The sequence below is a fragment of the Promicromonospora kroppenstedtii genome (assembly GCF_044389675.1).
Taxonomy (GTDB): domain Bacteria; phylum Actinomycetota; class Actinomycetes; order Actinomycetales; family Cellulomonadaceae; genus Promicromonospora; species Promicromonospora kroppenstedtii.
The window spans coordinates 1-24,687 of record NZ_JBIRYI010000011.1 but is presented as its reverse complement, the minus strand read 5'-3'; the positions used below and the strand labels follow the sequence as shown (position 1 = coordinate 24,687).

General features: G+C 71.9%; 23 protein-coding genes. 12 read left to right on the top strand and 11 right to left on the bottom strand.

From position 1 onward, the window contains the following. Positions 1-153 precede the first annotated feature (153 nt). The 5 genes from ACH47X_RS17905 (at position 154) to ACH47X_RS17885 (ending at position 5,183) form a co-directional block, all read left to right on the top strand. On the top strand, positions 154-1,518 hold the full coding sequence (locus ACH47X_RS17905; RefSeq protein WP_397405882.1) for an MFS transporter: 1,365 nt from the start codon (positions 154-156) through the stop codon (positions 1,516-1,518). Beyond that, positions 1,515-2,282, top strand: coding sequence for a 3-hydroxybutyrate dehydrogenase (locus ACH47X_RS17900; RefSeq protein ID WP_397405881.1), 768 nt, complete (start codon positions 1,515-1,517; stop codon positions 2,280-2,282). Before ACH47X_RS17905 ends, ACH47X_RS17900 begins: the two co-directional genes overlap by 4 nt. A gap of 82 nt (positions 2,283-2,364) precedes the next feature. Next, positions 2,365-3,177 carry a CoA transferase subunit A gene (locus ACH47X_RS17895; RefSeq protein ID WP_397405880.1) on the top strand — a complete coding sequence of 271 codons (813 nt, stop codon included), beginning with the start codon at positions 2,365-2,367 and terminating at the stop codon, positions 3,175-3,177. 3 nt (positions 3,178-3,180) lie between these two features. After that, on the top strand, positions 3,181-3,831 hold the full coding sequence (locus ACH47X_RS17890) for a CoA transferase subunit B (protein ID WP_397405879.1): 651 nt from the start codon (positions 3,181-3,183) through the stop codon (positions 3,829-3,831). An 86-nt stretch (positions 3,832-3,917) separates the two neighbouring features. After that, positions 3,918-5,183, top strand: coding sequence for an acetyl-CoA C-acyltransferase (locus ACH47X_RS17885; RefSeq protein ID WP_397405878.1), 1,266 nt, complete (start codon positions 3,918-3,920; stop codon positions 5,181-5,183). A 68-nt stretch (positions 5,184-5,251) separates the two neighbouring features. Here the strand turns inward: ACH47X_RS17885 and nhaA are convergent, their stop codons facing one another. Further along, a complete protein-coding gene (nhaA, locus tag ACH47X_RS17880) occupies positions 5,252-6,547 on the bottom strand; it encodes a Na+/H+ antiporter NhaA (RefSeq protein WP_397405877.1) in 1,296 nt (431 codons plus the stop codon). 312 nt (positions 6,548-6,859) lie between these two features. Beyond that, the gene (locus ACH47X_RS17875) at positions 6,860-7,417 is read right to left on the bottom strand and encodes a DUF1697 domain-containing protein (protein WP_397405876.1); all 558 of its coding nucleotides are present in this window, start codon (positions 7,415-7,417) and stop codon (positions 6,860-6,862) included. 504 nt (positions 7,418-7,921) lie between these two features. Between ACH47X_RS17875 and ACH47X_RS17870 the strand changes: the two genes are divergently transcribed. Together ACH47X_RS17870 and ACH47X_RS17865 are read left to right on the top strand one after the other, a co-directional pair. After that, positions 7,922-9,181: a PhoH family protein gene (locus ACH47X_RS17870; RefSeq protein ID WP_397406051.1), complete on the top strand. Its 1,260-nt coding sequence runs from the start codon at positions 7,922-7,924 to the stop codon at positions 9,179-9,181. 271 nt (positions 9,182-9,452) lie between these two features. Continuing rightward, positions 9,453-10,220, top strand: a complete 768-nt coding sequence (locus ACH47X_RS17865; RefSeq protein ID WP_397405875.1) for a GOLPH3/VPS74 family protein — start codon at positions 9,453-9,455, stop codon at positions 10,218-10,220. A gap of 84 nt (positions 10,221-10,304) precedes the next feature. Here the strand turns inward: ACH47X_RS17865 and ACH47X_RS17860 are convergent, their stop codons facing one another. From ACH47X_RS17860 to ACH47X_RS17845, 4 genes are all read right to left on the bottom strand, one after another. Then, a complete protein-coding gene (locus ACH47X_RS17860) occupies positions 10,305-11,750 on the bottom strand; it encodes a class II fumarate hydratase (protein WP_397405874.1) in 1,446 nt (481 codons plus the stop codon). 89 nt (positions 11,751-11,839) lie between these two features. Then, a complete protein-coding gene (locus tag ACH47X_RS17855) occupies positions 11,840-12,502 on the bottom strand; it encodes a carbonic anhydrase (RefSeq protein WP_397405873.1) in 663 nt (220 codons plus the stop codon). Next, the gene (locus tag ACH47X_RS17850; protein ID WP_397405872.1) at positions 12,499-13,431 is read right to left on the bottom strand and encodes a PfkB family carbohydrate kinase; all 933 of its coding nucleotides are present in this window, start codon (positions 13,429-13,431) and stop codon (positions 12,499-12,501) included. Before ACH47X_RS17850 ends, ACH47X_RS17855 begins: the two co-directional genes overlap by 4 nt. After that, positions 13,428-13,691 carry an exodeoxyribonuclease VII small subunit gene (locus ACH47X_RS17845; protein ID WP_377250284.1) on the bottom strand — a complete coding sequence of 88 codons (264 nt, stop codon included), beginning with the start codon at positions 13,689-13,691 and terminating at the stop codon, positions 13,428-13,430. The genes ACH47X_RS17850 and ACH47X_RS17845 overlap by 4 nt, the downstream gene beginning before the upstream one ends. A 126-nt stretch (positions 13,692-13,817) precedes the next feature. Here ACH47X_RS17845 and ACH47X_RS17840 point away from each other — a divergent pair, with 126 nt between their 5' ends. Further along, a complete protein-coding gene (locus ACH47X_RS17840; protein WP_036970338.1) occupies positions 13,818-15,437 on the top strand; it encodes an ABC-F family ATP-binding cassette domain-containing protein in 1,620 nt (539 codons plus the stop codon). Here the strand turns inward: ACH47X_RS17840 and ACH47X_RS17835 are convergent. Then, the gene (locus ACH47X_RS17835; protein WP_397405871.1) at positions 15,434-16,075 is read right to left on the bottom strand and encodes an HAD family hydrolase; all 642 of its coding nucleotides are present in this window, start codon (positions 16,073-16,075) and stop codon (positions 15,434-15,436) included. The genes ACH47X_RS17840 and ACH47X_RS17835 overlap by 4 nt on opposite strands. Before the next feature lie 131 nt (positions 16,076-16,206). Between ACH47X_RS17835 and ACH47X_RS17830 the strand changes: the two genes are divergently transcribed. Further along, positions 16,207-16,953: an SDR family oxidoreductase gene (locus ACH47X_RS17830; protein ID WP_397405870.1), complete on the top strand. Its 747-nt coding sequence runs from the start codon at positions 16,207-16,209 to the stop codon at positions 16,951-16,953. On the opposite strand, the gene sigJ is transcribed toward ACH47X_RS17830, so the two are convergent. Continuing rightward, positions 16,919-17,878, bottom strand: coding sequence for an RNA polymerase sigma factor SigJ (sigJ, locus tag ACH47X_RS17825; RefSeq protein ID WP_397405869.1), 960 nt, complete (start codon positions 17,876-17,878; stop codon positions 16,919-16,921). The two genes, ACH47X_RS17830 and sigJ, sit on opposite strands and share 35 nt — an antisense overlap. A gap of 151 nt (positions 17,879-18,029) precedes the next feature. On the opposite strand from sigJ, the gene ACH47X_RS17820 reads away from it, so the two are divergent. Next, positions 18,030-18,779, top strand: a complete 750-nt coding sequence (locus ACH47X_RS17820) for a methyltransferase domain-containing protein (protein WP_397405868.1) — start codon at positions 18,030-18,032, stop codon at positions 18,777-18,779. Positions 18,780-18,781: 2 nt separating this feature from the next. On the opposite strand, the gene ACH47X_RS17815 is transcribed toward ACH47X_RS17820, so the two are convergent. Continuing rightward, the gene (locus tag ACH47X_RS17815; protein WP_397405867.1) at positions 18,782-19,924 is read right to left on the bottom strand and encodes an epoxide hydrolase family protein; all 1,143 of its coding nucleotides are present in this window, start codon (positions 19,922-19,924) and stop codon (positions 18,782-18,784) included. 70 nt (positions 19,925-19,994) lie between these two features. Beyond that, positions 19,995-21,131, bottom strand: coding sequence for an epoxide hydrolase family protein (locus ACH47X_RS17810; protein WP_397405866.1), 1,137 nt, complete (start codon positions 21,129-21,131; stop codon positions 19,995-19,997). A 57-nt stretch (positions 21,132-21,188) separates the two neighbouring features. On the opposite strand from ACH47X_RS17810, the gene ACH47X_RS17805 reads away from it, so the two are divergent. Next, positions 21,189-22,172: a helix-turn-helix transcriptional regulator gene (locus ACH47X_RS17805; RefSeq protein WP_397405865.1), complete on the top strand. Its 984-nt coding sequence runs from the start codon at positions 21,189-21,191 to the stop codon at positions 22,170-22,172. Here ACH47X_RS17805 and xseA read toward each other — a convergent pair. Beyond that, positions 22,153-23,415, bottom strand: a complete 1,263-nt coding sequence (gene xseA / locus ACH47X_RS17800; protein ID WP_397405864.1) for an exodeoxyribonuclease VII large subunit — start codon at positions 23,413-23,415, stop codon at positions 22,153-22,155. The genes ACH47X_RS17805 and xseA overlap by 20 nt on opposite strands. A 63-nt stretch (positions 23,416-23,478) precedes the next feature. Between xseA and ACH47X_RS17795 the strand changes: the two genes are divergently transcribed. Then, positions 23,479-24,516, top strand: a complete 1,038-nt coding sequence (locus tag ACH47X_RS17795) for a 4-hydroxy-3-methylbut-2-enyl diphosphate reductase (RefSeq protein ID WP_397405863.1) — start codon at positions 23,479-23,481, stop codon at positions 24,514-24,516. Positions 24,517-24,687 lie beyond the last annotated feature (171 nt).

Here is a 24,687-nt window from a genome sequence, read left to right as displayed (position 1 = left end):
CAAGTGTGCATTCGTGCACACCGCCTCTGCCCACTTCGTCATTGCTGCGCACACCGCTCGCCGGGAACACTCGGGCGGGTCACAGGTGGCCGACGGCGCGGACCGCGCTCCAGGCCGCACCCCGTGTCAGAGTCGACACCTAGGAGCAGCAGCATGTCCGCACAGCCACGCACCCACGCACCGGACGACCGGTCGCTGATCAGACGCATCGTCGCCGCCTCGATGGCCGGCACCGTCGTCGAGTGGTACGACTTCTTCCTCTACGCGACCGCCGCCGCGCTCGTGTTCAACAAGGTGCTCATGCCCGAGACGGGCAACGCCTACGACGCGATCATCGCCGCGTTCGTGACCTACGCCGTCGGCTTCCTCGCCCGGCCGCTGGGCGGCATCATCTTCGGCCACCTGGGCGACAAGCTCGGGCGCAAGTACACGCTGCAGTTCACGATCGTGCTGATCGGTGTGGCGACCGTGCTCATGGGCTGCCTGCCCACGTTCCAGCAGGTCGGCTTCCTTGCCCCGGCGCTGCTCGTGATCCTGCGCTTCGTCCAGGGCGTGGCGCTCGGCGGTGAGTGGGGCGGCGCCGTCCTGCTCGTCGCGGAGCACAGCCGCGACGACGAGCGGGCCCGCTGGACGGCGTGGCCGCAGGCCGGCGTCCCCGCGGGCAACCTGCTCGCGACCGTCGTGCTCTACACGATGTCGGCCACGCTGACCGACGAGGCGTTCCTCGCCTGGGGCTGGCGCGTGGCGTTCTGGCTGTCGGCCGTCGTCATCGTCGTGGGCTACTACGTGCGCACCCGTGTCTCGGACGCCCCCATCTACGAGGAGGCGAAGGCCGAGATCCAGGAGGGCGAGAAGGCCTACGGCGTGCTCGAGGTGATCAAGCGCTACCCGCGCGGCGTGCTCACCGGCATGGGCCTGCGGTTCGCGGAGAACATCCTGTACTACCTGGTGGTCAGCTTCTCGATCGTCTACCTCGGCACGGCGCTCGGCATGGACACCACGCGCATCCTCGGCGTGGTCGCGGCCGCGCACGCGTTCCACTTCGTGGTGATCCTCGCCGTCGGCCGGCTCGCCGACCGCGTGGGCCGCAAGCCCCTGTACATCACGGGCGCCGTGCTCGGCGCGACCTGGTGCTGGTTCGCCTTCCCGGCGATGGACAGCAAGAACGTCTGGGTCATCCTGGCCGTGCTCATGGCCGGCCTGCTGTTCCACGCGCTGATGTACGCCGTGCAGCCCGCGATCATGGCCGAGATGTTCCCGACCCGGATGCGCTACTCCGGCGTCTCGATCAGCTACCAGGTGACCTCCATCGTCGCGGGCTCGCTCGCGCCGATCCTCGCCACCACCTGGCTCAAGAACACCGGCTCCTGGTGGCCCACCGCCGTCTACATGGCTGTCGCCGCCCTCATCACCCTGGTCGCGGCGGTCGCGCTGCGCGAGACCAAGGGCGCGTCCCTGCACGCGCTCGACGCCGAGGACCAGGCCCGCGAGCGGGCGCTCGCCGGGGGCCGCTCGTGAGCTCGGGACCGGAGGGCGGCCGCACGCTCGACGGCCGCCGGGCGCTGGTGACGGGCGGCGCCAGCGGCATCGGTGCCGCGTGCGCCCGTGAGCTGGCCGCGCGCGGCGCGCACGTGACCGTCGCGGACGTGGACGGCGACGGCGCCAAGGCCGTCGCCGAGGAGGTGGGCGGCGAGGCGTGGGTGGTCGACCTGTCCGACACCCGCGCGCTCGACGACCTGCGGCTGGACACGGACGTGCTGGTGAACAACGCGGGCATCCAGCGGGTCAGCCCCATCCAGGACTTCGTGCCGGACGACTTCCGGCTGGTCCAGCGGATCATGCTGGAGGCGCCGTTCCTGCTGGTCCGCGCCGCCCTGCCCGGCATGTACGCCCGGGGCTGGGGGCGGGTGGTCAACATCTCGTCGGTGCACGGGCTGGTGGCCTCGCCGTTCAAGTCGGCGTACGTCGCGGCCAAGCACGGGCTGGAAGGGCTGTCGAAGGTGACGGCCCTGGAGGGCGGCGAGCACGGCGTGACCAGCGTGTGCGTCAACCCCGGCTACGTGCGCACTCCACTGGTGGAGAAGCAGATCGCCGAGCAGGCCAGGGTGCACGGGATCCCGGAGTCCGAGGTGATGGCCGAGGTCATGCTCGCGGAGTCCGCGGTCAAGCGGCTCGTGGAGCCGCACGAGGTCGCCGCGCTGGTGGGCTGGCTCACGGGGCCGGACGCCGCCATGGTGTCCGGCGCCTCGTGGGCCGTCGACGGCGGCTGGAGCGCGCGGTGAGCTGCTGCCCGGCGGCGCGCCGGGAGTGTGACACTGGCACATGGCATGACCTGCCAGGACTGACGTGATGGAGGAGTCGATGATGACTGGAGCACGTACCGGGTTCGACAAGGTGGTCGCCAGTGCGGCCGAGGCGGTCGCGGACATCCCCGACGGCGCCTCGCTGGCCGTGGGCGGGTTCGGGCTGTGCGGCAACCCGATCGCGCTGATCGAGGCACTGCTGGCGCAGGGCACCACGGGCCTCTCGGTGGTCAGCAACAACTGCGGCGTGGACGACTGGGGCCTCGGCGTGCTGCTCAACGCGCAGCGCATCGCCAAGATGACCAGCTCGTACGTGGGCGAGAACAAGGAGTTCGAGCGCCAGTTCCTCTCGGGCGAGCTCGAGCTGGAGCTCACCCCGCAGGGCACGCTCGCCGAGAAGCTCCGCGCCGGCGGCGCGGGCATCGCGGCCTTCTTCACGCGCACGGGCGTGGGCACCCAGGTGGCCGACGGCGGCCTGCCCCGCAAGTACGACGGCGCGGGCGGCGTCGCGATCGCGTCGCCGGCCAAGGAGGTCCGCACCTTCGGGGACTCCGACGCCGAGTACGTGCTGGAGGAGGCCATCAGCACCGACTTCGCGCTGGTGCACGCCCTGCGGGGCGACCGGCACGGCAACCTCGTGTTCAACAGGTCGGCGCGCAACTTCTCGCCTCTGGCCGCGATGGCGGGGCGGGTCTGCATCGCCCAGGTCGAGGAGCTCGTCGAGCCGGGGGAGATCGACCCGGACAGCGTGCACCTGCCGGGCGTGTACGTGCACCGGCTGGTGCACGTCGGCACGGACATCGAGAAGCGGATCGAGCGGCGCACGGTGACGGAGCCCGCGTCGTCGGGCACGCCGTCGGGCAAGGAGGGCTGAACCATGGCACTGACGCGACAGGAGATGGCCGCGCGCGCCGCGCGCGAGCTGGCCGACGGCATGTACGTGAACCTGGGCATCGGGCTGCCGACGCTCGTGCCGAACTACGTGCCGGCCGACCGGCACCTGGTGCTGCAGTCCGAGAACGGGATCCTCGGCGTGGGCCCGTACCCCACCGAGGACGCCGTCGACCCGGACCTGATCAACGCGGGCAAGGAGACCGTCACGCTGCTGCCCGGCTCGTCGATCTTCGACTCCGCCATGTCGTTCGGCATGATCCGCGGCGGCAAGATCGACGCCGCGATCCTCGGCGGCATGCAGGTCTCCGCCACGGGAGACCTGGCCAACTGGATGATCCCCGGCAAGATGGTCAAGGGCATGGGCGGGGCGATGGACCTCGTGCACGGGGCGGGCCGCGTGATCGTGCTGATGGAGCACGTGGCGCGCGACGGGTCGCCGAAGATCCTGCGCGAGTGCTCGCTGCCGCTGACCGGCAAGGGCGTGGTGAACCGCATCATCACCGACCTGGCGGTGCTCGACGTGACGCCGTCCGGGCTGGTGCTGCGGGAGCTCGCACCAGGGGTGACGGCCGAGGAGGTCGTCGAGAAGACCGAGCCGGAGCTCGCCGTCGAGCTGGTCGGTTCCGCGGGCTGAGCCGCGTGACCGTCGAGCCCGCGCGACCGCTGGGCTCGCCGGTGAATCCGGGGGATACGCTGGGAAGAACGGCCAAAGGAGGTCTCATGAGTGACGCATTTGCAGCTCCGACGGGTGCCACGAGCACCGGTCCGGGCGCCACCGGTTCGGGCGCGACACACAGCGCCGACGACGTGGTGATCGTCTCGGCGGCGCGGACGCCGCAGGGTCGGTTGAAGGGTTCGTTGTCCGCGCTGAGCGCCGTCGACCTGGGCGCCGTCGCGGCGCGCAAGGCGCTGGAGGGCGCGGGGGCGCTCGCGGCCGACGTCGACAAGGTGGTCTTCGGCCAGGTGATCCAGGCCGGCGCGGGACAGAACCCCGCGCGGCAGACGGCGGTGGCCGCCGGCGTGTCCTGGGCGGTCCAGGCCGTGACGGTGAACAAGGTCTGTCTGTCCGGGCTGACGTCGATCATCGACGGCGCCCGGCTGCTGCGCACGGGCGAGGCGGCCGTGGTGCTGGTGGGCGGGCAGGAGTCGATGACCAACGCCCCGCACATCCTGGCCGGCGCGCGGTCCGGGTTCGGTTACGGCTCGGCCGAGCTGGCCGACTCCGTGGCGCACGACGCCCTCACCGACGCGTTCGACGACGTCTCGATGGGCATCTCGACCGAGGAGCACAACTCCGGCGACGTGTTCGTGTCGCGCGAGGAGCAGGACGAGATCGCGGCGGCGTCGCACCAGCGGGCCGCTGCCGCGGCCAAGGACGGCGTGTTCGAGGCTGAGCTGGCGCCGGTCTCGGTGCCGCAGCGCCGCGGCGACCCCGTCGAGGTGCGCACCGACGAGGGTGTCCGGCCCGACACGACGCCCGAGTCGCTCGCGCGGCTGCGCCCCGCGTTCAAGAGCGACGGGACACTGACGGCGGGCAACTCGTCGCAGATCTCCGACGGCGCCGCGGCGCTCGTGCTCACCACGCGCGCCCGGGCCGAGGCGGCCGGCGTGCCCGTGCTCGCGACGGTCCGCTCGCACGGCCAGGTGGCCGGGCCGGACAACTCGCTGCACTCCCAGCCGGCCCGGGCGATCACGCAGGCGCTGGAGCGCGAGGGCTGGTCGGCGTCCGACCTCGATCTCGTGGAGATCAACGAGGCCTTCGCCGTGGTGGTCGGGGTGTCCGCGAAGGAGCTGGGCGTGCCGCTCGACATCGTCAATGTGCACGGCGGCGGCATCGCGCTGGGGCACCCTGTGGGGGCGTCCGGCGCGCGTATCGCGGTGCACGCGGCGCACGAGCTGGCCCGGCGCGGCGGAGGCCGCGCCGCCGTCGGCCTGTGCGGCGGCGGCGGCCAGGGCGAGGCGCTGCTGCTGGAGGTCGCGCCGTAGGAGAACTCGGGCGGGACAGAGCTCTGGCGCACCGCATGGTGCGCCAGAGCTCTGCTTCGGCGGGGGCGTCAGTGCGTCTCGCGGTCCTTCTCGTCGCCGATGTAGTCGCGGATGTCGTCCGGGCGGCCGTCCAGGTTCATGTCGGTGGTCCGCGCCTGCCGCGCGTCGTACCGCAGTGCGGCGCCGCCGAGGACCGCCGCGAGCACGGACGCGCCGAGGATCGCGATCTTGGCGCCGTCGGTGTGCTCGGAGTCGCCGAACGACAGCTCGCTGATCAGCAGCGACACGGTGAACCCGATGCCGGCCAGCAGCCCCACCGGCAGCAGGTCGCGCACGCCTATGCCGTCGGGCAGCCGCAGTGGCGTGACCCGGGTGACCAGGGCCGTCATGCCCAGCACCCCCACGAGCTTGCCGATGATCAGCCCGGCGGCGATAGCGACGACCACCGGCTGGCCGAGCACCGCACCCGGGCCGGCGCCGCCGACCAGGGTGACCCCGGCGGCGAAGAAGGCGAACACGGGCAGCGCGAAGCCGGACGAGAGCGGCTTGACCCGGTGCTCGTACTGAGTGGTGCGTGACGTGGTCTCACCGTGCATCGCGACCGCGGGGACGGTGAAGCCCAGCAGCACGCCCGCGATGGTGGCGTGCACGCCGGACGCGTGCATCAGGGCCCAGGCCACGACCGCGAGCGGCAGCAGCACGAACCACCGCGGGCGGCGGCTGCGCACGTGCCAGCCGAACAGGCCGGCGCAGACGAGCGTGCCGAGCAGCGGCAGCCAGTGGATCTCGCTCGTGTAGAAGATCGCGATGACGACGATCGCGAGCAGGTCGTCCACCACGGCGAGGGTGAGCAGGAACGTGCGGATCGCGGCGGGCAGGCCGCGACCGAAGATCGCCAGCACACCCACGGCGAACGCGATGTCGGTGGCTGTGGGGATGGCCCAGCCGTGCAGCGCGCTGGGCTCGCCGAGGACCAGGACGGTGCCGACGTAGATCAGCGCGGGCACGGCCATGCCGCCCACGGCGGCGATCATGGGGACGCCCGCTTCCTTCGGGTTGCGCAGGCTCCCGGCCACGAACTCCTGCTTGAGCTCCACGCCCACGACGAAGAAGAAGATCGCGAGCAGCCCGTCCGCGGCCCAGGTGGCGAGGCTGAGGTCCAGGTGCACCGGCAGCGGCCCGATCGCGGCGGGCCCGACGACGGCGTCGGACAAGGCCTGGTAGGAGGAGCGCCACGGGGAGTTGGCCCACAGCAGGGCGAGGAACGCGGCTCCGATCAGGAGCGCCCCGCCGGTGGTCTCGCGGGACAGCCAGGCCCGTAGGCGTCGGATCCGGGTGGTGGGGGTGCGGGCGTTACCGATCAACGGTCGTCCTCTCGTGCTGCGGGGTCGTCTGACACGGACCGGTCGACCCGGTCCACGCCGACCAGACTTCCCGGCACTCCCTTGGCCCTACCCTACCCGGGCCGCTGTGGGGGGCGTCCGGGGCGCCGGCACCGGTGCGGGCCGCCGGCCGACTCCGAGGTTCTGTTCGAGCCACGATGTTCCAACGTTTCAAGCCCGTTCCCGCGGGCAGGAACTCGTGGTCCGAACAGAACCTCAGGAGCGACGGTGACGCATGCCGCGATCTGCGGATCACGGACCAGGTGGTGATGCCCACACCCGCGCGACGGAGCACTAAGCGGGCTGCTTGCAGGCCGCGCGCAGCTTGGTGACCGTGTTCCAGTTGCGCGCGGTCGTCGGCGCCCCGACGGCGCGGTCGATGGCCTTCGGGGTCAGCTTCGACCGGCCGATCCCGTCCACGTAGTGCACGTACAGCACGCCGGCGGCGGTCGCGAGCATCTCCCGGCCAGGGCTGGCCAGGTCGAGCCTGGCGATACCCGCCTCGTCCAGGTCGCCGAACGGCACGTGTATCTGCAGGTGGGACGGGTCGTCCTTCGCGGCGGCGGGGAAGGGGTTGGCCGCGGCGATCGCGTCCAGCCGCTCGGCGCTCAGCCCGACGGCGCTCACCTCCTGGCCGATCCGGGCCGTGAGCTTCTCCTGCACCAGGCGCGCGACGTCGTCGGCCCGGCTCGCGCCGGAGCTGCCCGGTGTGACCACGAGGTTGCCGCTGTTGAGCAGCGTGCGGGCGTCGGCGAGACCCGCGTCGTCGGCGGCGCCGCGCAGGTCGGCGGACGTCACGCGCAAGCCGGGTCCGATGTTCACGGCGCGGAGCAGGACGGCGAAGTAAGCCATGCGACCATCCTGCCGCCTGGGCGTGCCTCTCTGCGAGTTTTGCCGTGTCTTTAGCTAAAAATCAAGCTATTGCCACCATGTGAACAGTTCGTGACAACTTGCGACCCGCCGGGGCGTGGGTCTGGTCACGGGATGGCAGTGCGCGTAGTTTCCACCTCAGGGACGGCACCCAGTCGCCCCTTCGGGAGGCCAACCTATGGAGTGCTCGCTCCGTGGAGAAGGGCCGGCCCCGGCTCTGCGCCACGCCGCGGCGCACCGAGTCGGTCGCTCGGCCCATCCACCAGCCCCGGTTCGACCGGGTCGGTTCCGCCGGCGGGCGGTACCCGCCAGGTAGCGACGAGGCTGTCACGGCGTTTCGGCGCCGGAGGGAGAACCGCAGTGAGCCATTCCGCACACACCACCCGTCAGTCCGACCAGAGTGCCGACGCCGCCCCCGGCCCGGCAGGTGACGAACGCAGGACCTTCGTCATCGACACGTCAGTGCTGTTGAGTGACCCGAAGGCGATGTTGCGGTTCGCGGAGCACGACGTCGTACTCCCGATCGTGGTCGTCACGGAGCTGGAGGCCAAGCGCCACCACGCCGAGCTCGGGTACTTCGCCCGGAGCGCCCTGCGGATGCTGGACGAGCTGCGCGTGCAGCACGGCCGGCTCGACTCGCCGGTGCCCGTGGGGGACACGGGCGGCACGCTCCGGGTGGAGCTCAACCACATCGACCCCTCGGTCCTGCCCGCCGGCTTCCGGCTGGGCGACAACGACACGCGGATCCTGGCCGTGGCCGCCAACCTGGCGGCCGAGGGCAGCATCGTCACCGTCGTCTCCAAGGACCTCCCGATGCGGGTGAAGGCCTCTGCCGTCGGTCTCCAGGCCGAGGAGTACCGGGCCGAGCTCGCGGTGGACTCCGGCTGGACCGGCATGCGCGAGATCGACCTGTCGGACGAGCAGATGGGCTCCCTCTGGGAGAACGACTCCGTCGAGATCGCGGCCCTGGACCCGGCCACGGTCGAGGCGGCCTCCCCGCTGCTGGTGCACACGGGCATGGTGGTGCACTCCCCGAGCGGCTCCGCGCTGGGCCGGGTCACGGCGGACAAGCGGGTGCGGCTCGTCCGCGGCGACCAGGAGGTGTTCGGCGTGCACGGTCGCTCGGCCGAGCAGCGCGTCGCGATCGACCTGCTGCTCGACGAGGAGATCGGGATCGTCTCCCTCGGTGGCCGGGCCGGCACCGGCAAGTCGGCGCTCGCCCTGTGCGCCGGCCTGGAGTCCGTGCTCGAGCGGCAGCAGCACCGCAAGGTGCTCGTCTTCCGGCCGCTGTACGCGGTGGGCGGGCAGGAGCTGGGCTACCTGCCCGGTTCCGAGTCCGAGAAGATGAACCCCTGGTCGCAGGCCGTCTACGACACGCTCGGGGCACTCGTCTCGCCCGACGTCGTCGAGGAGGTCATCGCCCGCGACATGCTCGAGGTGCTGCCGCTCACGCACATCCGCGGGCGCTCGCTGCACGACTCGTTCGTGATCGTCGACGAGGCGCAGTCCCTGGAGCGGAACGTGCTGCTCACGGTGCTCTCCCGCATCGGCCAGAGCTCGCGTGTGGTGCTCACCCACGACGTCGCCCAGCGCGACAACCTGCGGGTGGGGCGGCACGACGGCGTCGCGGCCGTGATCGAGGCGCTCAAGGGCCACCCGTTGTTCGCGCACGTGACCCTGACCCGGTCGGAGCGTTCGCCGGTGGCGGCGCTGGTGACCGACATGCTGGAGCGCCTGGAGGTCTGACGCCCCGCGGGTCGCGCCCGCCGACATGCCAGAAGCCCAGGTCACCGCAAATGACCTGGGCTTCTGGTTCCTGCTGAACTTCTGGCACTGGGGAGGGCGGACCGGCCGGACGGAACCCCCCAGCCCCGCATGTCCGGCAGTCCGCCTCCCCCTGCGTGCATCCGAAGGATAGCACCTTAGGTAAGGCTAACCATAGTCGAGGCTAAACGCGTGGTTCTCGTCCATTGGTTGAATCCGGGCTTGTCTCGCTTGTCGGATATAGCATCGCCTCATGCTTATTGCCGAAGACTTCCTGCTGCTTGCCGTCGACGACGAGACGGGCAAGCTCGCCAACGTCGACAACCTGGGTGTTCGCCTCGCCGGTGCGCTCCTCGCCGACCTTTCCGACGCCCGCAAGACCCTGCTGCGGGGTGCTCCGGAGGCCGGCGCCACCAAGGAGGAGCGTGAGAAGGCCGGTGACGCCACGATCATCGTCACCGACAACGCCCCCACGGGCCACGTCGCCCTCGACGCCGCGCTGCAGTCCGTGCTCGCCACGCCCGACGCCCCGGCCCGCAAGGTCGTCGAGGCGATCTCCAAGGACGCCGAGGAGAACCTCCTGGCCGCGCTCGTCGAGCGGGGCATCCTGGAGAAGGAGGAGACCAAGCTCTTCCGCATGCTCCCCATCACCCGCTGGCCGGCCCCCGACTCGAGCCACGAGACCGCGCTGCGCGCGAACCTCGTCAAGGTCCTCGTCGAGGGCGCCGAGCCCGACGAGCGCACCGCCACCCTCATCTCCCTGCTGCACGGCTCCGGCCTGATCGCCGGCGTGGTCGGCAAGGAGCAGCGCAAGGCCGCCCAGGACCGCGCCGAGGAGATCGCCGGCAGCGAGTGGGGCGTCGCCACCGTCGCCACGCAGGTCGCCATTGCGGCCTCGGTCGCGGCCGTCGCCACGGTCGGTGCCGCGGTCGCCGCCGCTGTCATCATCGCGAACACCAAGGAGAACGCGGAGGCCACCGCGGCCGCGCTCCCGGCGGGCGAGGGCACCCCGGTCGCCTGACGACCCCCCGCACCACGAAAGGGGCCGCTTCCTCCTGGAGGAAGCGGCCCTTCTCGTCGGCCACGGAGGGCTACGTACCCGGTGTCAGCCCCGGGGCGGGCGCGTCATCGACAGGACGTCGAGCGCCGTGTCGAGCTGCTCCTCGGTGACCTCGCCGCGCTCGACGAAGCCGAGGTCGAGCACGGCCTGACGCACCGTGATGCCCTCCTTGACCGCGTGCTTGGCGACCTTGGCCGCGGCCTCGTAGCCGATGGTGCGGTTGAGCGGCGTGACGATCGACGGCGACGACTCGGCCAGCGCGCGGGCGCGGTCGACGTTCGCGGTGATGCCGACGATCGTCTTGTCCGCGAGCACGCGCGACGAGTTCGACAGCAGGCGGATCGACTCCAGCACACCCTGCGCGATCACCGGGATCTGCACGTTCAGCTCGAACGAGCCGCTCGCGCCGGCCCACGCGACGGTGGCGTCGTTGCCGATCACGCGCGCGCAGACCATGAGGACGGCCTCGGGGATGACCGGGTTGACCTTGCCCGGCATGATCGAGGAGCCCGGCTGCAGGTCGGGCAGCGCGATCTCGCCCAGGCCCGTGTTGGGGCCGGAGCCCATCCAGCGCAGGTCGTTGCAGATCTTCGTCACGGAGACGGCGATGGTGCGCAGCGCGCCCGACAGCTCGACCAGGCCGTCCCGCGCGGACTGCGCCTCGAAGTGGTCGCGCGCCTCGGTCAGCGGCAGGCCCGTGTCCTGCGCGAGCAGCGCGATGACCCGCTGCGGGAAGCCGGCGGGCGTGTTGATGCCGGTGCCCACGGCGGTGCCGCCCAGCGGGACCTCGGCCGCGCGGGGCAGCGCGGCCTGCAGCCGCTCGACGCCGTAGCGGATCGCGGCGGCGTACCCGCCGAACTCCTGGCCGAGGGTGACCGGGGTGGCGTCCATGAGGTGCGTGCGGCCGGACTTCACCACGGTCGCGAACTCGTCCGACTTCGCCTGCAGCGCCTCGGCCAGGTGGTTCAGCGCGGGGATCAGGTCGTTGACGACGCCCGACGTCGCCGCGACGTGCACGGAGGTGGGGAAGACGTCGTTGGAGGACTGCGAGGCGTTGACGTGGTCGTTCGGGTGCACGTCCTTGCCGAGCGAGGCCGTGGCCAGCGTCGCCAGCACCTCGTTGGTGTTCATGTTCGACGACGTGCCCGAACCGGTCTGGTAGACGTCGATCGGGAAGTGGCCGTCGTGCTTGCCGGAGGCGACCTCGTCGGCCGCGGCGACGATGGCGTCGGCGATGTCCTGGTCGAGCACCCCCAGCTCCGCGTTCGCGGTCGCGGCGGCCTTCTTCACGCGGGCGAGGGCCTCGATGTGGCCCCGCTCCAGCGGGGTGCCGGAGATCGGGAAGTTCTCCACGGCACGCTGCGTCTGCGCACGGTACAGGGCGTTCGCGGGGACCCGGACCTCGCCCATGGTGTCGTGCTCGATGCGGTATGCGGCGTTGGTGTCGCCGGGCTCGGACGAGCCCGACGAGACGACGGTGTCAGCAGTCATGGGTCTATCGTGCCGCAGGCTCGGGCGGGTGACGCGTCCCAGCGCGTGACTCGTGTCACCCCGGCCCCGAGCCCCCGGTCACCCGGCGGTCAGGGCAGCTCGCCCACCTCGCCGATCACGTTCACCATGCGCGCGCTGCCCTCGGCCAGGTCGTACTCCAGGCCGACCACGGCGCACCTGCCCTCCTTGACGGCGTCGGCGAGCGCGGCCGAGTAGCCGTGGAGCATGTCGACGGTGTGCTTCACGTGCTCGCGGCGCAGCACGTTCTGGTCGGACAGCGCGGCCATGGCCTGGGCCGGGTCGCCCGAGGTGATGCTCGCGATCGACGGGATGACCCGGTCCACGACGGCGCGCACGAAGCCCGGCGGCTGCTCGCCCGTGGCCAGGGTGTGCGCGGCGGCGGCGACGGCCCCGCAGGAGTCGTGTCCCAGCACCACGACGAGCGACGCGCCGAGCACCTCCACGCCGTACTCGATCGACCCGACCACCGTCGTGTCCACGACGTGGCCCGCGGTGCGGACCACGAACACGTCGCCCAGGCCCTGGTCGAAGATGATCTCCGCGGCGACCCGGGAGTCCGAGCAGCCGAAGATCACGGTGTGCGGGTGCTGTGCGGCCTGCAGCTCGCGCCGCCGGTCCGCGTTCTGCGACGGGTGCGCCGGCGTGTCGGCGACGAACCGGTCGTTGCCCTCGCGCAGCCGCGTCCAGGCGTCGCGCGGGCTCAGCGGTGCGGTGATCTCGTTGGTGCTCACAGGCCGACCTCCTGACGATGCGGCGGGTTGGCACCCGCCCGGGAAACAGTGATGGCGGCGACGGCGACGCAGCGGTCCAGCACGTGCTGCACCGTGGCCGTGCTGACGGCGTTCAGGGCGTCCCGCCGGGCGGCGCCCAGCAGGTCGTGCTCCCAGAGGCCGTCGATCAGGGCGCCCATGAACGAGTCGCCGGCGCCCACGGTGTCGACCACGTCGACGCGCGGGGCGGTGGCCTCGACCTCGCCGGCGTCGGACACGGCGACCGCACCCTTGCCGCCGAACGTGACCACCACGAGCGCGGGCGTGCCACGCTGCCAGTCGCGGGCCACGGCCACCGGGTCGGTGCCGGGGTAGAGCCAGGCCAGGTCCTCGTCGCTCACCTTGACCACGTCGGAGAGCCGCACGAGTGCCTCGACGCGCGGCCGCACCTCCTGCGGCTCGCCCATGATCGCCGGCCGGGCGTTCGGGTCGTACGTCGTGGTCGATGTGCCGCGCGCGGTCTCCAGCACCTGGCGGACCTGCGTGGCGCCCGGTTCGAGCATCGCCGCGATCGAGCCGGTGTGGACGGCGAGCGGGGCGTCCGCGGCCTCGGCGGCGTCCGGCAGGGCCCCCGCGGGGACCTCCCAGGTGAGGTCGAAGTCGTAGGTGGCCGACCCGGCGTCGTCCAGCGTGGCGACCGCGACGCTCGTGCGCTCCGCGCCGTCGCTCCCCTTGACCAGGGCGACCGCCGACTCGGCGAGCCAGCCCCGGACCAGGTCGCCCCGCGCGTCGGCGGCGAGCCACGTGGCGAGCCGGACCTCCCGCTCCAGGCGGCCCAGGGTCAGGGCCACGTTGGCGACACTGCCGCCCGGGTGCTCGGCGGCCGAGCCGTCGGGCCGGTGCACCTCGTCCACGAGGGCCTCGCCCACGGCGAGCACGTGCGCGCTCATTCGGCCTCCTCCGGTGAGTCGGGCGTCGTCGTCGACGCGTTCTGGGCGGCCGCGAGGCGCTCGCGGGCGCCGTCCAGCCACTCCTGGCAGCGCGCGGCCAGGGCCTCGCCGCGCTCCCAGAGCGCGAGCGACGCCTCCAGCGGCTCACCGCCCGCCTCCAGGCGGCCGACGACCTGCACCAGCTCGTCACGCGCCTGCTCGTAGCTCAGCGAGGCGACGTCGGGTTCGGCTCCAGCATCCGTCACAGCATCTGTACTCACGGGGAACAGTCAACAGCACACCGCCGACATCCGTGGTCCGCTGTCCACAGGTTCGACGGGCGGCTCCCACGGGCGGCGCGGAATCAGTTTGGTCCGGACCGGTCCGGCATCGGACCATGGTGACCCATGGGCCATCTAGAAGTCGCGCACGTCGAGTACCACCTGCCTGATGGCCGGACCCTCCTGGGGGACGTCTCGTTCCGTGTGGGCGAGGGCAGCGCCACGGCGATCGTCGGCCCCAACGGAGCGGGCAAGACCACGCTGCTGCGCCTGATCACGGGCGAGCTCGTGCCGCACGGAGGCTCGGTCGTGGTGAGCGGCGGGCTCGGCGTCATGCGCCAGTTCGTCGGCTCGGTGCGGGACGAGACCACGGTGCGCGACCTGCTGGTCTCCGTCTCCGAGCCCCGGCTGCGCGAGGTGGCGCGCCGCGTCGACGAGGCGGAGCACGCGATGCTCACCGTCGACGACGAGGCCGCGCAGATGGCCTACGCCCAGGCGCTGTCCGACTGGGCCGAGGTGCGCGGGTACGAGGCCGAGACGCTGTGGGACGTGTGCACCATGGCGGCGCTCGGCGTGCCGTACGACCGCGCGCAGTTCCGTGAGGTGCGCACCATGTCGGGCGGCGAGCAGAAGCGGCTCGTGCTGGAGGCGCTGCTGCGCGGCACCGACGAGGTGCTGCTGCTCGACGAGCCGGACAACTACCTGGACGTGCCCGGCAAGCGTTGGCTGGAGGAGCAGCTCCAGGCCACCAAGAAGACGGTCCTGTTCGTGTCCCACGACCGTGAGCTGCTCTCGCGCGCCGCCGACCGCATCGTGTCGCTGGAGCCCGGCCCCGCGGGCGCGGACGCCTGGGTGCACGGCGGCGGGTTCGCGACGTTCCACGACGCGCGGCGCGAGCGGTTCGCGCGGTTCGAGGAGCTGCGCCGGCGCTGGGACGAGAAGCACGCCCAGCTCAAGAAGCTGGTGCTGACCCTGCGCAACCAGGCCGCGAGCAGCCCCGACATGGCCTCGCGCTACCGCGCGGCGCAGACCCGCCTGCGCAAGTTCGAGGAGGTCGGCCCGCCGCCCGAGCCGCCGCGCGAGCAGGACATCACGATGCACCTGCGCGGGGGGCGCACCGGCCTGCGGGCCGTGACCTGCGAGGGGCTGGAGCTCACGGGGCTCATGAAGCCGTTCGACCTGGAGGTCTTCTACGGCGAGCGCGTCGCGGTGCTCGGCTCGAACGGCTCGGGCAAGTCGCACTTCCTGCGGCTGCTCGCGGGCGGCTCCGTCGCGCACAGCGGTTCGTGGAAGCTCGGCGCTCGCGTGGTCGCGGGCCACTTCGCGCAGACGCACGCGCACCCCGAGCTCTTCGGGCGCGCGCTGCTCGACATCCTGTGGGAGGACCACGCCCAGGACAAGGGCAAGGCGATGGCCCGGCTGCGCCGGTACGAGCTCACCGAGCAGGCGGACAGGCCGTTCGACCGCCTGTCCGGCGGCCAGCAGGCCCGGTTCCAGATCCTGCTGCTGGAGCTCGCCGGGTCGACCGCGCTGCTGCTCGACGAGCCGACCGACAACCTCGACCTCGAGTCGGCCGAGGCGCTCCAGGAGGGCCTGGAGTCGTTCGACGGGACCGTCCTGGCCGTGACGCACGACCGCTGGTTCGCGCGGTCGTTCGACCGGTACCTCGTCTTCGGGTCCGACGGCGTGGTACGCGAGACCCCGGAACCCGTCTGGGACGAGCGCCGGGTCGAGCGGGAGCGCTAACCGGCCGCGCCGGCCGGGCGCTGGCCGGCCGCGCGCACGCCGTGCTCGGCGAGGCGTTCCACGAGCGCCTCGTGGCCCTCGTCGAGGCACCAGTGCACGGCGGCCATGCCCGTGGACCGGGCGCCGGCCACGTTGGCGGGATGGTCGTCGACGAACAGGATCTCGGCGGGCTCGGCCCCGATCCGGGTGGCCGCCTTCTCGAAGAAGGCCGGGTCCGGCTTCGCGACGCCGAGCTCGCACGAGTACAGGCTCACGTCGAACACGTCGTCGTACCCGAGCGTCCGGCGCATGTGCTCGGCCCGCCGGTGCACCTGGTTGGTCCCGAGGTGCACCCCGTAGCCGGCCGCGCGCAACCTCCGGACCAGGTCGAACGACGCCGCCGACGGCTCGGTGTTCTGCCACACCGCCGCGTACAGATCGGCCGCCGCGACGTCGAGACCCTGCTCGCGCAGCACCTCGGCGATCACCGGCAGGAAGTCCTCGTCGCCGGCCAGGAACGACCGCTCGCGTCGGGACGCCTCGTCCAGCACGGCGCGCGCGTGCTCGCCCAGCAGCGCCTCCGCCGCGGTGTAGAAGCCGCCGCGGACCTGCTGGAGCACGCCGTCGGCATCGAACAGGAGATGTCGGATGGTCGCCACGTGCGAACCGTAGCAACCCCGCCCGGAGCGCCGTCCCACGGGGTTGTCACAGATCGAGGGTGCTCCCGGTCGAGAGCATGACGGGCCGAACGGGTCCGTCGCGCGTGCGATGCGAACCAAAGGAGCACACCATGAAGATCGTGGTCATCGGCGGCACCGGCCTCGTCGGCAGCCAGGTCGTCCACAACCTGACCGAGCACGGGCACGAGGCAGTGGCCGCCGCGCCGCAGACCGGCGTGAACACCCTGACCGGCGAGGGTCTCGCCGAGGTGCTCGAGGGCGCGCAGGTCGTCATCGACCTCAGCAACTCGCCCTCGTTCGCGGAGGAGGACGTCACCAACTTCTTCCGGACCTCGACGACGAACCTGCTCGAGGCGGAGAAGAAGGCCGGCGTGCAGCACCACGTGATCCTCTCGATCGTGGGCGCCGACGGCATCGACTCCGGCTACATGCGCGCCAAGGTCGTGCAGGAGGACCTGGTCAAGGCCTCCGGCTCGGGCTGGTCGATCGTCCGGTCCACCCAGTTCTTCGAGTTCCTCGCCTCGATCGCCGACACGGCGACCGTCGACGGCGTCGTGCACATCGCCCCGGTCCGCTTCCAGCCGATCGCCTCGGCGGACGTCGCCAGGTTCGTCGGCCGGACCGCCGCCGGGACGCCGCTCGGCACGACCATCGAGATCGCCGGGCCGGAGACCTTCGGCTTCGACGAGATCGTGCGCAAGCACCTCGCCTCGAAGGGCGACACCCGCGAGGTGGTCGCCGACCCGAGCGCGACCTACTTCGGCGCGGCGCTCAAGGACGCCGAGCTCGTCCCCAGCGGCGGCGAGCCCCTGCTGGGCGAGGTCAGCTACGAGCAGTGGCGGGCGGCTCAGGCGTAGCCTCCCCGGCGCCGGCCTCCGGCGCGGCCTGGTTCGCCCAGGCCCGCCGGAGCGGCTCCGTCTTCTCCGGGTTCATCTGCCACATGAGCTCGTGCAGGCCCTGGTCGGAGACCACGACGGACAGGACACCGACGAGCTCGCCGTCCCGCTCCATCGCGAAGCCCTCCGCGCCGTTGACCTCGACGGGGCGCGTGGTGATGCCCGCCCAGAACGTCTCCGCGAACGACGACAGGACGCGGGCCACCTTGTTCCGGCCCTGGACCACGACCCGGGCGACGTGCTTGGCCCGGCCGTTGCTGTCCGCGCGCGTCACGACGTCCTCCGCGAACAGGCGCTCCAGCCGGGCGACGTCGCCGGCCCGCGCCGCCGCGAGGAACGCCGCCAGGAGGTCCTGGCGCGCCGTCGTGCTCACCTCGTTGCGCCGCTCCGAGGCCAGGTGCTTGCGGGCCCGGCTCACGAGCTGCCGGGTGGCCGTGGGGGAGACACCCACGATCTGCGCGATCTCCGGGTACCCGTAGTCGAACGCCTCGCGCAGCACGTACGCCGCGCGCTCGGTCGGCGTGAGCTTCTCGAGCAGCACCAGCACGGCGACGTCCAGCGCCTCGGCCCGCTCCGCGCCGAGCGTCGGGTCGTCGCTCGTGTCCACCGGCTCGGGCAGCCACGGGCCGATGTACGTCTCACGTCGCGACCGCGCGCTCTGCAGCACGTTGATCGCCAGCCGGGTCGCCGCCGTCGTCAGGAAGGCCTGCGGGTTCAGCACCACCGAGCGGTCCGTCGTCTGCCACCGCACCCAGGTCTCCTGCACCACGTCCTCGGCCTCCGCCGCGGAGCCGAGCATGCGGTAGGCGATGCCGAACAGCCGTTTCCTGGCCGTCGCGAAGACCTCCGCGGCGTCGTCGAGCGTGGTGTCCACATCGCCTGTCATGGTGCTCTCCCTGGGGTGGTGCAAGGATCCCGGAAGGAGCCGGAGCCGTCGGAGCGGCCGCTGACTCGTCCGGCCTCGCCTTCCGATCTCACCTGACCGTACGCGACGAAATGTCCTTGGGGTGGCCCGGAAGTCGGGTGAACATGTTGCCATGACCACACCCGACCCGATCTTCGTGGACCCCCGGCTCGCGCGGCTCTACGACGCCTTCGACGACGACCGCGGCGACCTCGACCTCTACGTCGGCCTCGCCGAGCGGTTCGGCGCCCGCACCGTGCTCGACGTCGGCTGCGGCACCGGGGTGCTCGCCCTCCTGCTCGCCGCCCGCGGGCTGGACGTGACCGGCATCGACCCCGCCGCCGCGTCGCTCGAGGTGGCCCGCAGCAAGCCCGGGGCCGACGCCGTCACCTGGGTCGAGGGCGGGGCCGACGCCGCCGCCGGGCTCGGCCTCGCCGCCGACCTCGCGACGATGACCGGCAACGTCGCCCAGGTCTTCACCGGCGACGACGACTGGGCCGGGGCGCTCGCGGCGGTGCACGACGCGCTCCGGCCCGGCGGCGTCCTCGTGTTCGAGACCCGGGTGCCGGCCCGTCAGGCCTGGCTCGGCTGGACCCGCGAGAGCCGGTCGGCGTCCCGCGACATCCCCGGGATCGGACGCGTCGAGACGTGGAACGACCTGCTGGAGGTAGCGCTCCCCCTGGTCACCTTCCAGGGGACCTACCGGTTCCCGCCCGGCCTGCTGCCCGACGGCGACGTGGTCACCTCGGTCTCGACGCTGCGGTTCCGGGAGCGCGACGAGATCGAGGCGTCGCTGGCGGACGCCGGGTTCGTGGTCGACGAGGTGCTGGACGCGCCGGACCGGCCCGGGCTGGAGTGGGTGTTCGTGGCCCGCCGGGTGTGAGCTCAGGCGAGGCCGTCGAAGAAGGTGCGGATGTCCCCGGCCAGGAGCTCCGGCTCCTCCATCGCCGGGAAGTGCCCGCCCTCCGTGAACTCGCTCCAGTGGTTCATGGCGTTCCACGGGTCCAGCGCGCGGCGCATGAGCGGGTGGGTGTCGAACACGGCCCAGCCCGCGGGCACGCCCGAGGGCGCGACCCAGTCCAGGCCCGAGTGCTCGGCCTCGTAGTAGAACTGCGCGCTGGAGGCGCCGCTGCGGGTGAACCAGTAGAGGCTGACGTTGGTCAGCAGCTGATCGCGGTCCACGGCCTCGTCGGGCGTGGCGCGGGCGGGGTTGGTCCAGGTCTGGAACTTCTCGGCGATCCACGCGAGCTGGCCCACGGGGGAGTCGGTCAGGGCCGCGCCGATGGTGTCGGGGCGGTGGTTCTGCATCTCGAAGTAGCCGCGCTCGGCCGTGTCCTTGGCGCGGACCGCCTCGATCTGCGCGATCTCGTCCTCCGTCAGGCCCTCGGGGTACGGGAACTTGTCGCCCACCATGCCGAGCGAGCGGCCGTCGCTGCCCACGTGGGTGCCGATGACCCGCTCGGGGTAGAGCGCCGCGAGGCGGCCGGTGGTGCCCGCGCCGATGTCGGTGCCGTGGGCGGCGAACCGCTCGTAGCCGAGCCGGGTCATGATCTCGGCGTACGCCGCCGTGGTGCGGGCGACCTCCCAGCCGGTGCCCGACAGCGGCGTCGAGAACCCGAAGCCCGGCAGGGACGGGACCACCACGTGGAACCGGTCGGTGAGCAGCGGGATCAGGCGCTGGTACTCGACGAACGAGCCGGGCCAGCCGTGGCTCAGGATGATCGGCGTGGCCTCCGGGTTCGCCGACCGCACGTGCACCACGTGGAACGTCTGCCCGTCCACAACCGTGGTGACCTGCTCGTACGTGTTGAGCGCGGCCTCCTGGGCGCGCCAGTCGAACCCGTGGCGCCAGTAGTCGGCGAGCTCGTTCAGGTAGGCCTGCGGGATGCCGCGGCTGAAGTCCGTCCGGTCGTCGCGGCCGGGGACGGGAAGCGGCCGGCGCGTGCGGTCGAGCCGGTCGTGCAGGTCGTCGAGGTCGGCCTGCGGGATGTCGATACGGAACGGCGTGAGTGCGGTGTTCTCGGTCATGACATCCACCTTTCCGGGTGATGCGGACAGGTTCTGGCCTCTACTGTTGGCCGCCGGCTGCCGACCCGGTTCAGCAGACCTCGCGGAAGAAGGCGTGGAGGTCGTCTGCGAGCAGCTTCGGCTCCTCCATCGCCGGGAAGTGACCGCCCTCGGCGAACTCGCTCCAGTGACCGACCGCACGCAGCGGGTCCATCGCGCGGCGCACGAGCGGATCGGCGTCGAACAGCGCCCATCCCGACGGTACTCCGGGAGCCATGGACATGCCCGCCCCGGAGTGCTCCGACTCGTAGTAGAACTGCGCGATCGACGCGCCACTGCGTGTGAACCAGTACAGGCTGATGTTGGTGAGGAGCTGGTCCCGGTCGACGCCAGGCTTGCGGTAGCCGTCAGCGGTCCGGCGCTTGAACTTCTCCGCGATCCACGCCAGCTGACCGACCGGCGTGTCGGTGAGCACCGCACCGATCGTGTCCGGCCGGTGGTTGTGCATCCCGACGTACCCCCGGTCGGCGGCGCTCTCCGCGCGCAGTTCCTCGAGCTGGGTGCTCTCGTCCCCGGACAGGCCCTCGGGGTAGGGCAACATGTCGCCGACCAACCCGAGCCACCCTCGGTCAACGCCCAGATGCATTCCGAGGACACGCTCCGGGTAGACCGCCGCGAGCCGTGAGGTGGTGCCCGCGCCGATGTCGGTGCCGTGGGCCGCGAACCGCTCGTAGCCGAGGCGCGTCATGATCTCGGCATAGGCGTCCGCCGTTCGTTCCAGCTGCCAGCCGGTTCCTGACAGCGGGGTGGAGAACCCGAGACCGGGCAGCGACGGGATGACCACGTGGAACTCGTCGGTCAGCAGCGGGACGAGCTCCTGGTACTCGACGAACGAGCCTGGCCAGCCGTTGCTCAGGATCAACGGTATGGCCCGGTCATTCGCCGATCGCGCGTGGACCAGGTGGAACGTCTGACCATCGATGACCGTCGTGAACTGTTCGAACTCGTTGAGCCTTGCTTCCTGTGCACGCCACTCGAACCCGTCGCGCCAGTACTCCGTGAGCTCCTGCAGGTAGCCCACGGGGGTACCCCGGTCGAAGTCGGTGTGGTCGGCCCGGCCGGGCACGGGGACCGGCCAGCGTGTGTGCGCCAGCCGGTCGCGCAGCTCGTCGACGTCGGCCTGAGGAATGGCGATGCGGAACGGTGCAAGGGCGGTGTTCTCGTTCATGCCGCCCAGATTCCCTGATAATGCGGCAGGTTAGCTTCCGCGATTGCTGGAATGATCATGAACATGCTGGAGACCTCGGCCCGCCTGCTCGAGCTGCTGTCCTTGCTTCAGCTCAGGCGCGACTGGACGAGTTCACAGCTCGCCGGGCGTCTCGGTGTCAGCACGAGGACCGTTCGCGCTGACATCGGCAAGCTGCGGTCGCTCGGTTACCCCGTGGACGCTCGCCCCGGCGTGGCTGGTGGGTACCGGCTCGTCGCGGGGACGGCGATGCCCCCGCTGCTGCTCGATGACGAGGAGGCCGTCGCCGTCGCAGTCGGACTGGGTGCGGTGGCGGCCCGGGGGCTCGGTGTCGAGGAGACGTCGCTCACGGCGCTCGCAAAGCTGGAGCAGGTGCTGCCCTCGCGCCTCCGTCGACGCGTGGAGGCGGTGCGCGAGGCCACCAGCGCTGTGTCGGGGGCCGAACCGCCGCTCGATCTCTCGGTTCTCGGTACGGTCGCCGCCGCGATCCGCGGCCACGAACGGCTCCGGTTCGGATACACGAAGCCCGGGTCCGGCGAAGCGGCGCGCCACACCGAACCGCAGCGGCTGGTCAGCTGGGGACCGCTCTGGTATCTGCTCGCATGGGACCTCGATCGGGCCGACTGGCGGGTCTTCCGTGTCGACCGCATGGTTCCGCACGGACCCACGGGTGCGCGGTTCCGCCCGCGCGTGATCCCCGCGGCCGAGGCCGTCGAGTACGTCGTCGGACGGGTGACCAGGGGTGCAGCGACGAAGCGCGCCCAGGTGCTCGTGCACGCTCCCGCCGCAGAGATTGCCGCAAAGGCTTCGGTCCCGGTGGACATCGAGGTGGTCGACGGGGCCACCTGCCGAGTCGGGCTGCGGTTCGACGACCCGGACCAGATCGCACTGTGGATGGCACAGCTCGATGTCGACATCGAGGTGATCGAGGGGCGCGAGCTCGCGACCGCGTTCGACCGCCTCGCGACGCGATTCCGCCGCGCCACGGGCAGTGCGTCCGGTCCTAGGGCCTCGTCGCTGTGACTTCCGCGTCCAACGCACCCTCGGCGAGGCGCACGTGCAGGCCGTCGCCCACCGCGACGTCGTCGGGGTGGCGGACCACGTGGCCGTCCGCGCGCTGCACGACGGCGTAGCCGCGCTCCAGTGTCGAGGCCGGCGACAGCGCCCGTACCTGGGCCGCGAGCCGGCCGATCTCGCCGCCGGCCCGCAGCAGCAGGGCGTCCAGCGCGTGCCGGCCGTGCCGGATCGACTGCCGGACGTCGCGCTCACGCGACTCCAGCATGGTCTGCGGCATCGCGAGCACGGGACGGGAGCGGACGCCGTCGAGCCCTCGCTGCTCGCGGTCCAGCATGGCGGCGACGGCGCCGCGCATCCGGCTGCGTGCCTGGGTGAGGCGGAGCCGCTCCTCGGAGACGTCGGGGACGATCCGCTTGGCGGCGTCGGTGGGGGTCGAGGCGCGGTAGTCGGCGACCAGGTCGAGCAGCGGCGCGTCCGTCTCGTGGCCGATCGCGCTGACCAGGGGAGTGCGGGTCTGCGCGACGGCGCGCACCAGCGACTCGTTGCTGAACGGCAGCAGGTCCTCGACCGAGCCGCCGCCGCGGGCCACGACGATGACCTCGACGCGCGGGTCCTGGTCGAGCTCGGCGACGGCGGCCGACACCTCGCGCACCGCGTTGACGCCCTGCACCGCGACCTCGCGGATCTCGAACCGGACCTGGGGCCAGCGGGCCCGGGCGTTGACGACGACGTCGTGCTCCGCCTTGGACTCGCGCCCGCAGACCAGCCCGACCACGGCGGGAAGGAACGGGAGGCTCCGCTTGCGGGAGGCGTCGAACAGGCCCTCGGCCGCCAGCACCTTCTTCAGGGCCTCGATCCGGGCCAGCAGCTCGCCCACGCCGACGGCCTTGATCTCGTTGGCCTGCATCTGCAGCGTGCCGCGCTTGGTCCAGAAGACGGGCTTGGCGTGCACCACCACGTGGTCGCCCTCGGCCGGGGGCTGCGCCAGGGTGCCGAGGACCCGCGAGAAGATCGTCACGGGCAGGGACGCGTCGGCGTCGGTGTCCCGGAGGGTCAGCCACTGCATGCCGGAACCGGGGCGCATGTTGAACTGCACCACCTGCCCCTCGACCCAGACCGGCGGCATCCGGTCGATGTAGCCCTTGATCTTCTCCGACAGCACCCGGACCGGCCAGGGGCTCGTGGGGGTGGTGTCGAGCGCCTTGGCGGGCAGCTCGGCCGGGAGGGTCTGCTGGGTGGGTTCCGTCACGTGTCCAACCCTGCCACCCACCACCGACACAAGCCCTCCTTACACCGCCCCTAGACTGCACCTGTGAGTGTCACGAGCCCTGAGCGCCCTGCCCGGACCCAGACGAAGCGCGTCCTGCTGGCTGCACCCCGCGGTTATTGCGCCGGCGTGGACCGCGCGGTGGTCGCCGTCGAGAAGGCACTGGAGACCTACGGCGCACCCGTGTACGTGCGCAAGGAGATCGTCCACAACAAGCACGTGGTGGAGACGCTGCGCGAGCGCGGCGCCATCTTCGTCAACGAGACCGACGAGGTGCCCGAGGGCAGCCGGCTCGTGTTCTCCGCGCACGGTGTGTCGCCCGCCGTGCGCGCCTCGGCCGTGGCGCGCAGCCTCGACACGATCGACGCGACCTGCCCCCTGGTCACCAAGGTGCACAAGGAGGCCGTGCGGTTCGCCAAGGACGACTACGACATCCTGCTGATCGGGCACACCGGTCACGAGGAGGTCGAGGGCACCGCCGGTGAGGCGCCCGAGCACGTGCAGATCGTCAACTCGCCCGACGAGGTCGACCAGGTCGTGGTCCGTGACCCCGACAAGGTCGTGTGGATCTCGCAGACCACGCTCTCGGTCGACGAGACCATGGAGACCGTCCGCCGGCTGCGCGAGAAGTTCCCGTCCCTGCAGGACCCGCCCAGCGACGACATCTGCTACGCCACCCAGAACCGCCAGGTCGCGGTGAAGAAGCTGGCGCCCGAGTGCGACCTCGTCATCGTGGTCGGCTCCGCCAACTCGTCCAACTCGGTGCGGCTGGTCGAGGTCGCGCTGCAGGCCGGCGCCAAGGCGTCCTACCGCGTGGACCGCAAGGTCGAGATCAAGGACGAGTGGCTGGAGGGCGTCACCACGGTCGGCGTGACCTCCGGTGCGTCCGTGCCCGAGATCCTGGTGCAGGACGTCATCGCGCACCTCGCCGACCACGGCTTCGGCACCGTCCACGAGGTGCGGACGGCGACCGAGGACCTCATGTTCTCGCTGCCCCGCGAGCTGCGCGCCGGCCTCAAGGCCGCGGGCGAGGAGCCCAAGCGCCCCCGCCGCGAGTCCCGCAAGGAGCTCCCGCAGGCCTGAGGGGTGCTGCCCGGCTGTGTGCGGGTGGTCGGCACGTCGGGTGGTCGGTAGAACGTCAGGTGGTCGGCAACCCGGGTTGCCGACCGCCTGACCTGGGACCCCACCCGCTGGGCCCGGGCCCGGTCCGCCCCGCCGCGGCGCGGGGAGATCACTGCCCCCGTGTCTAGTACT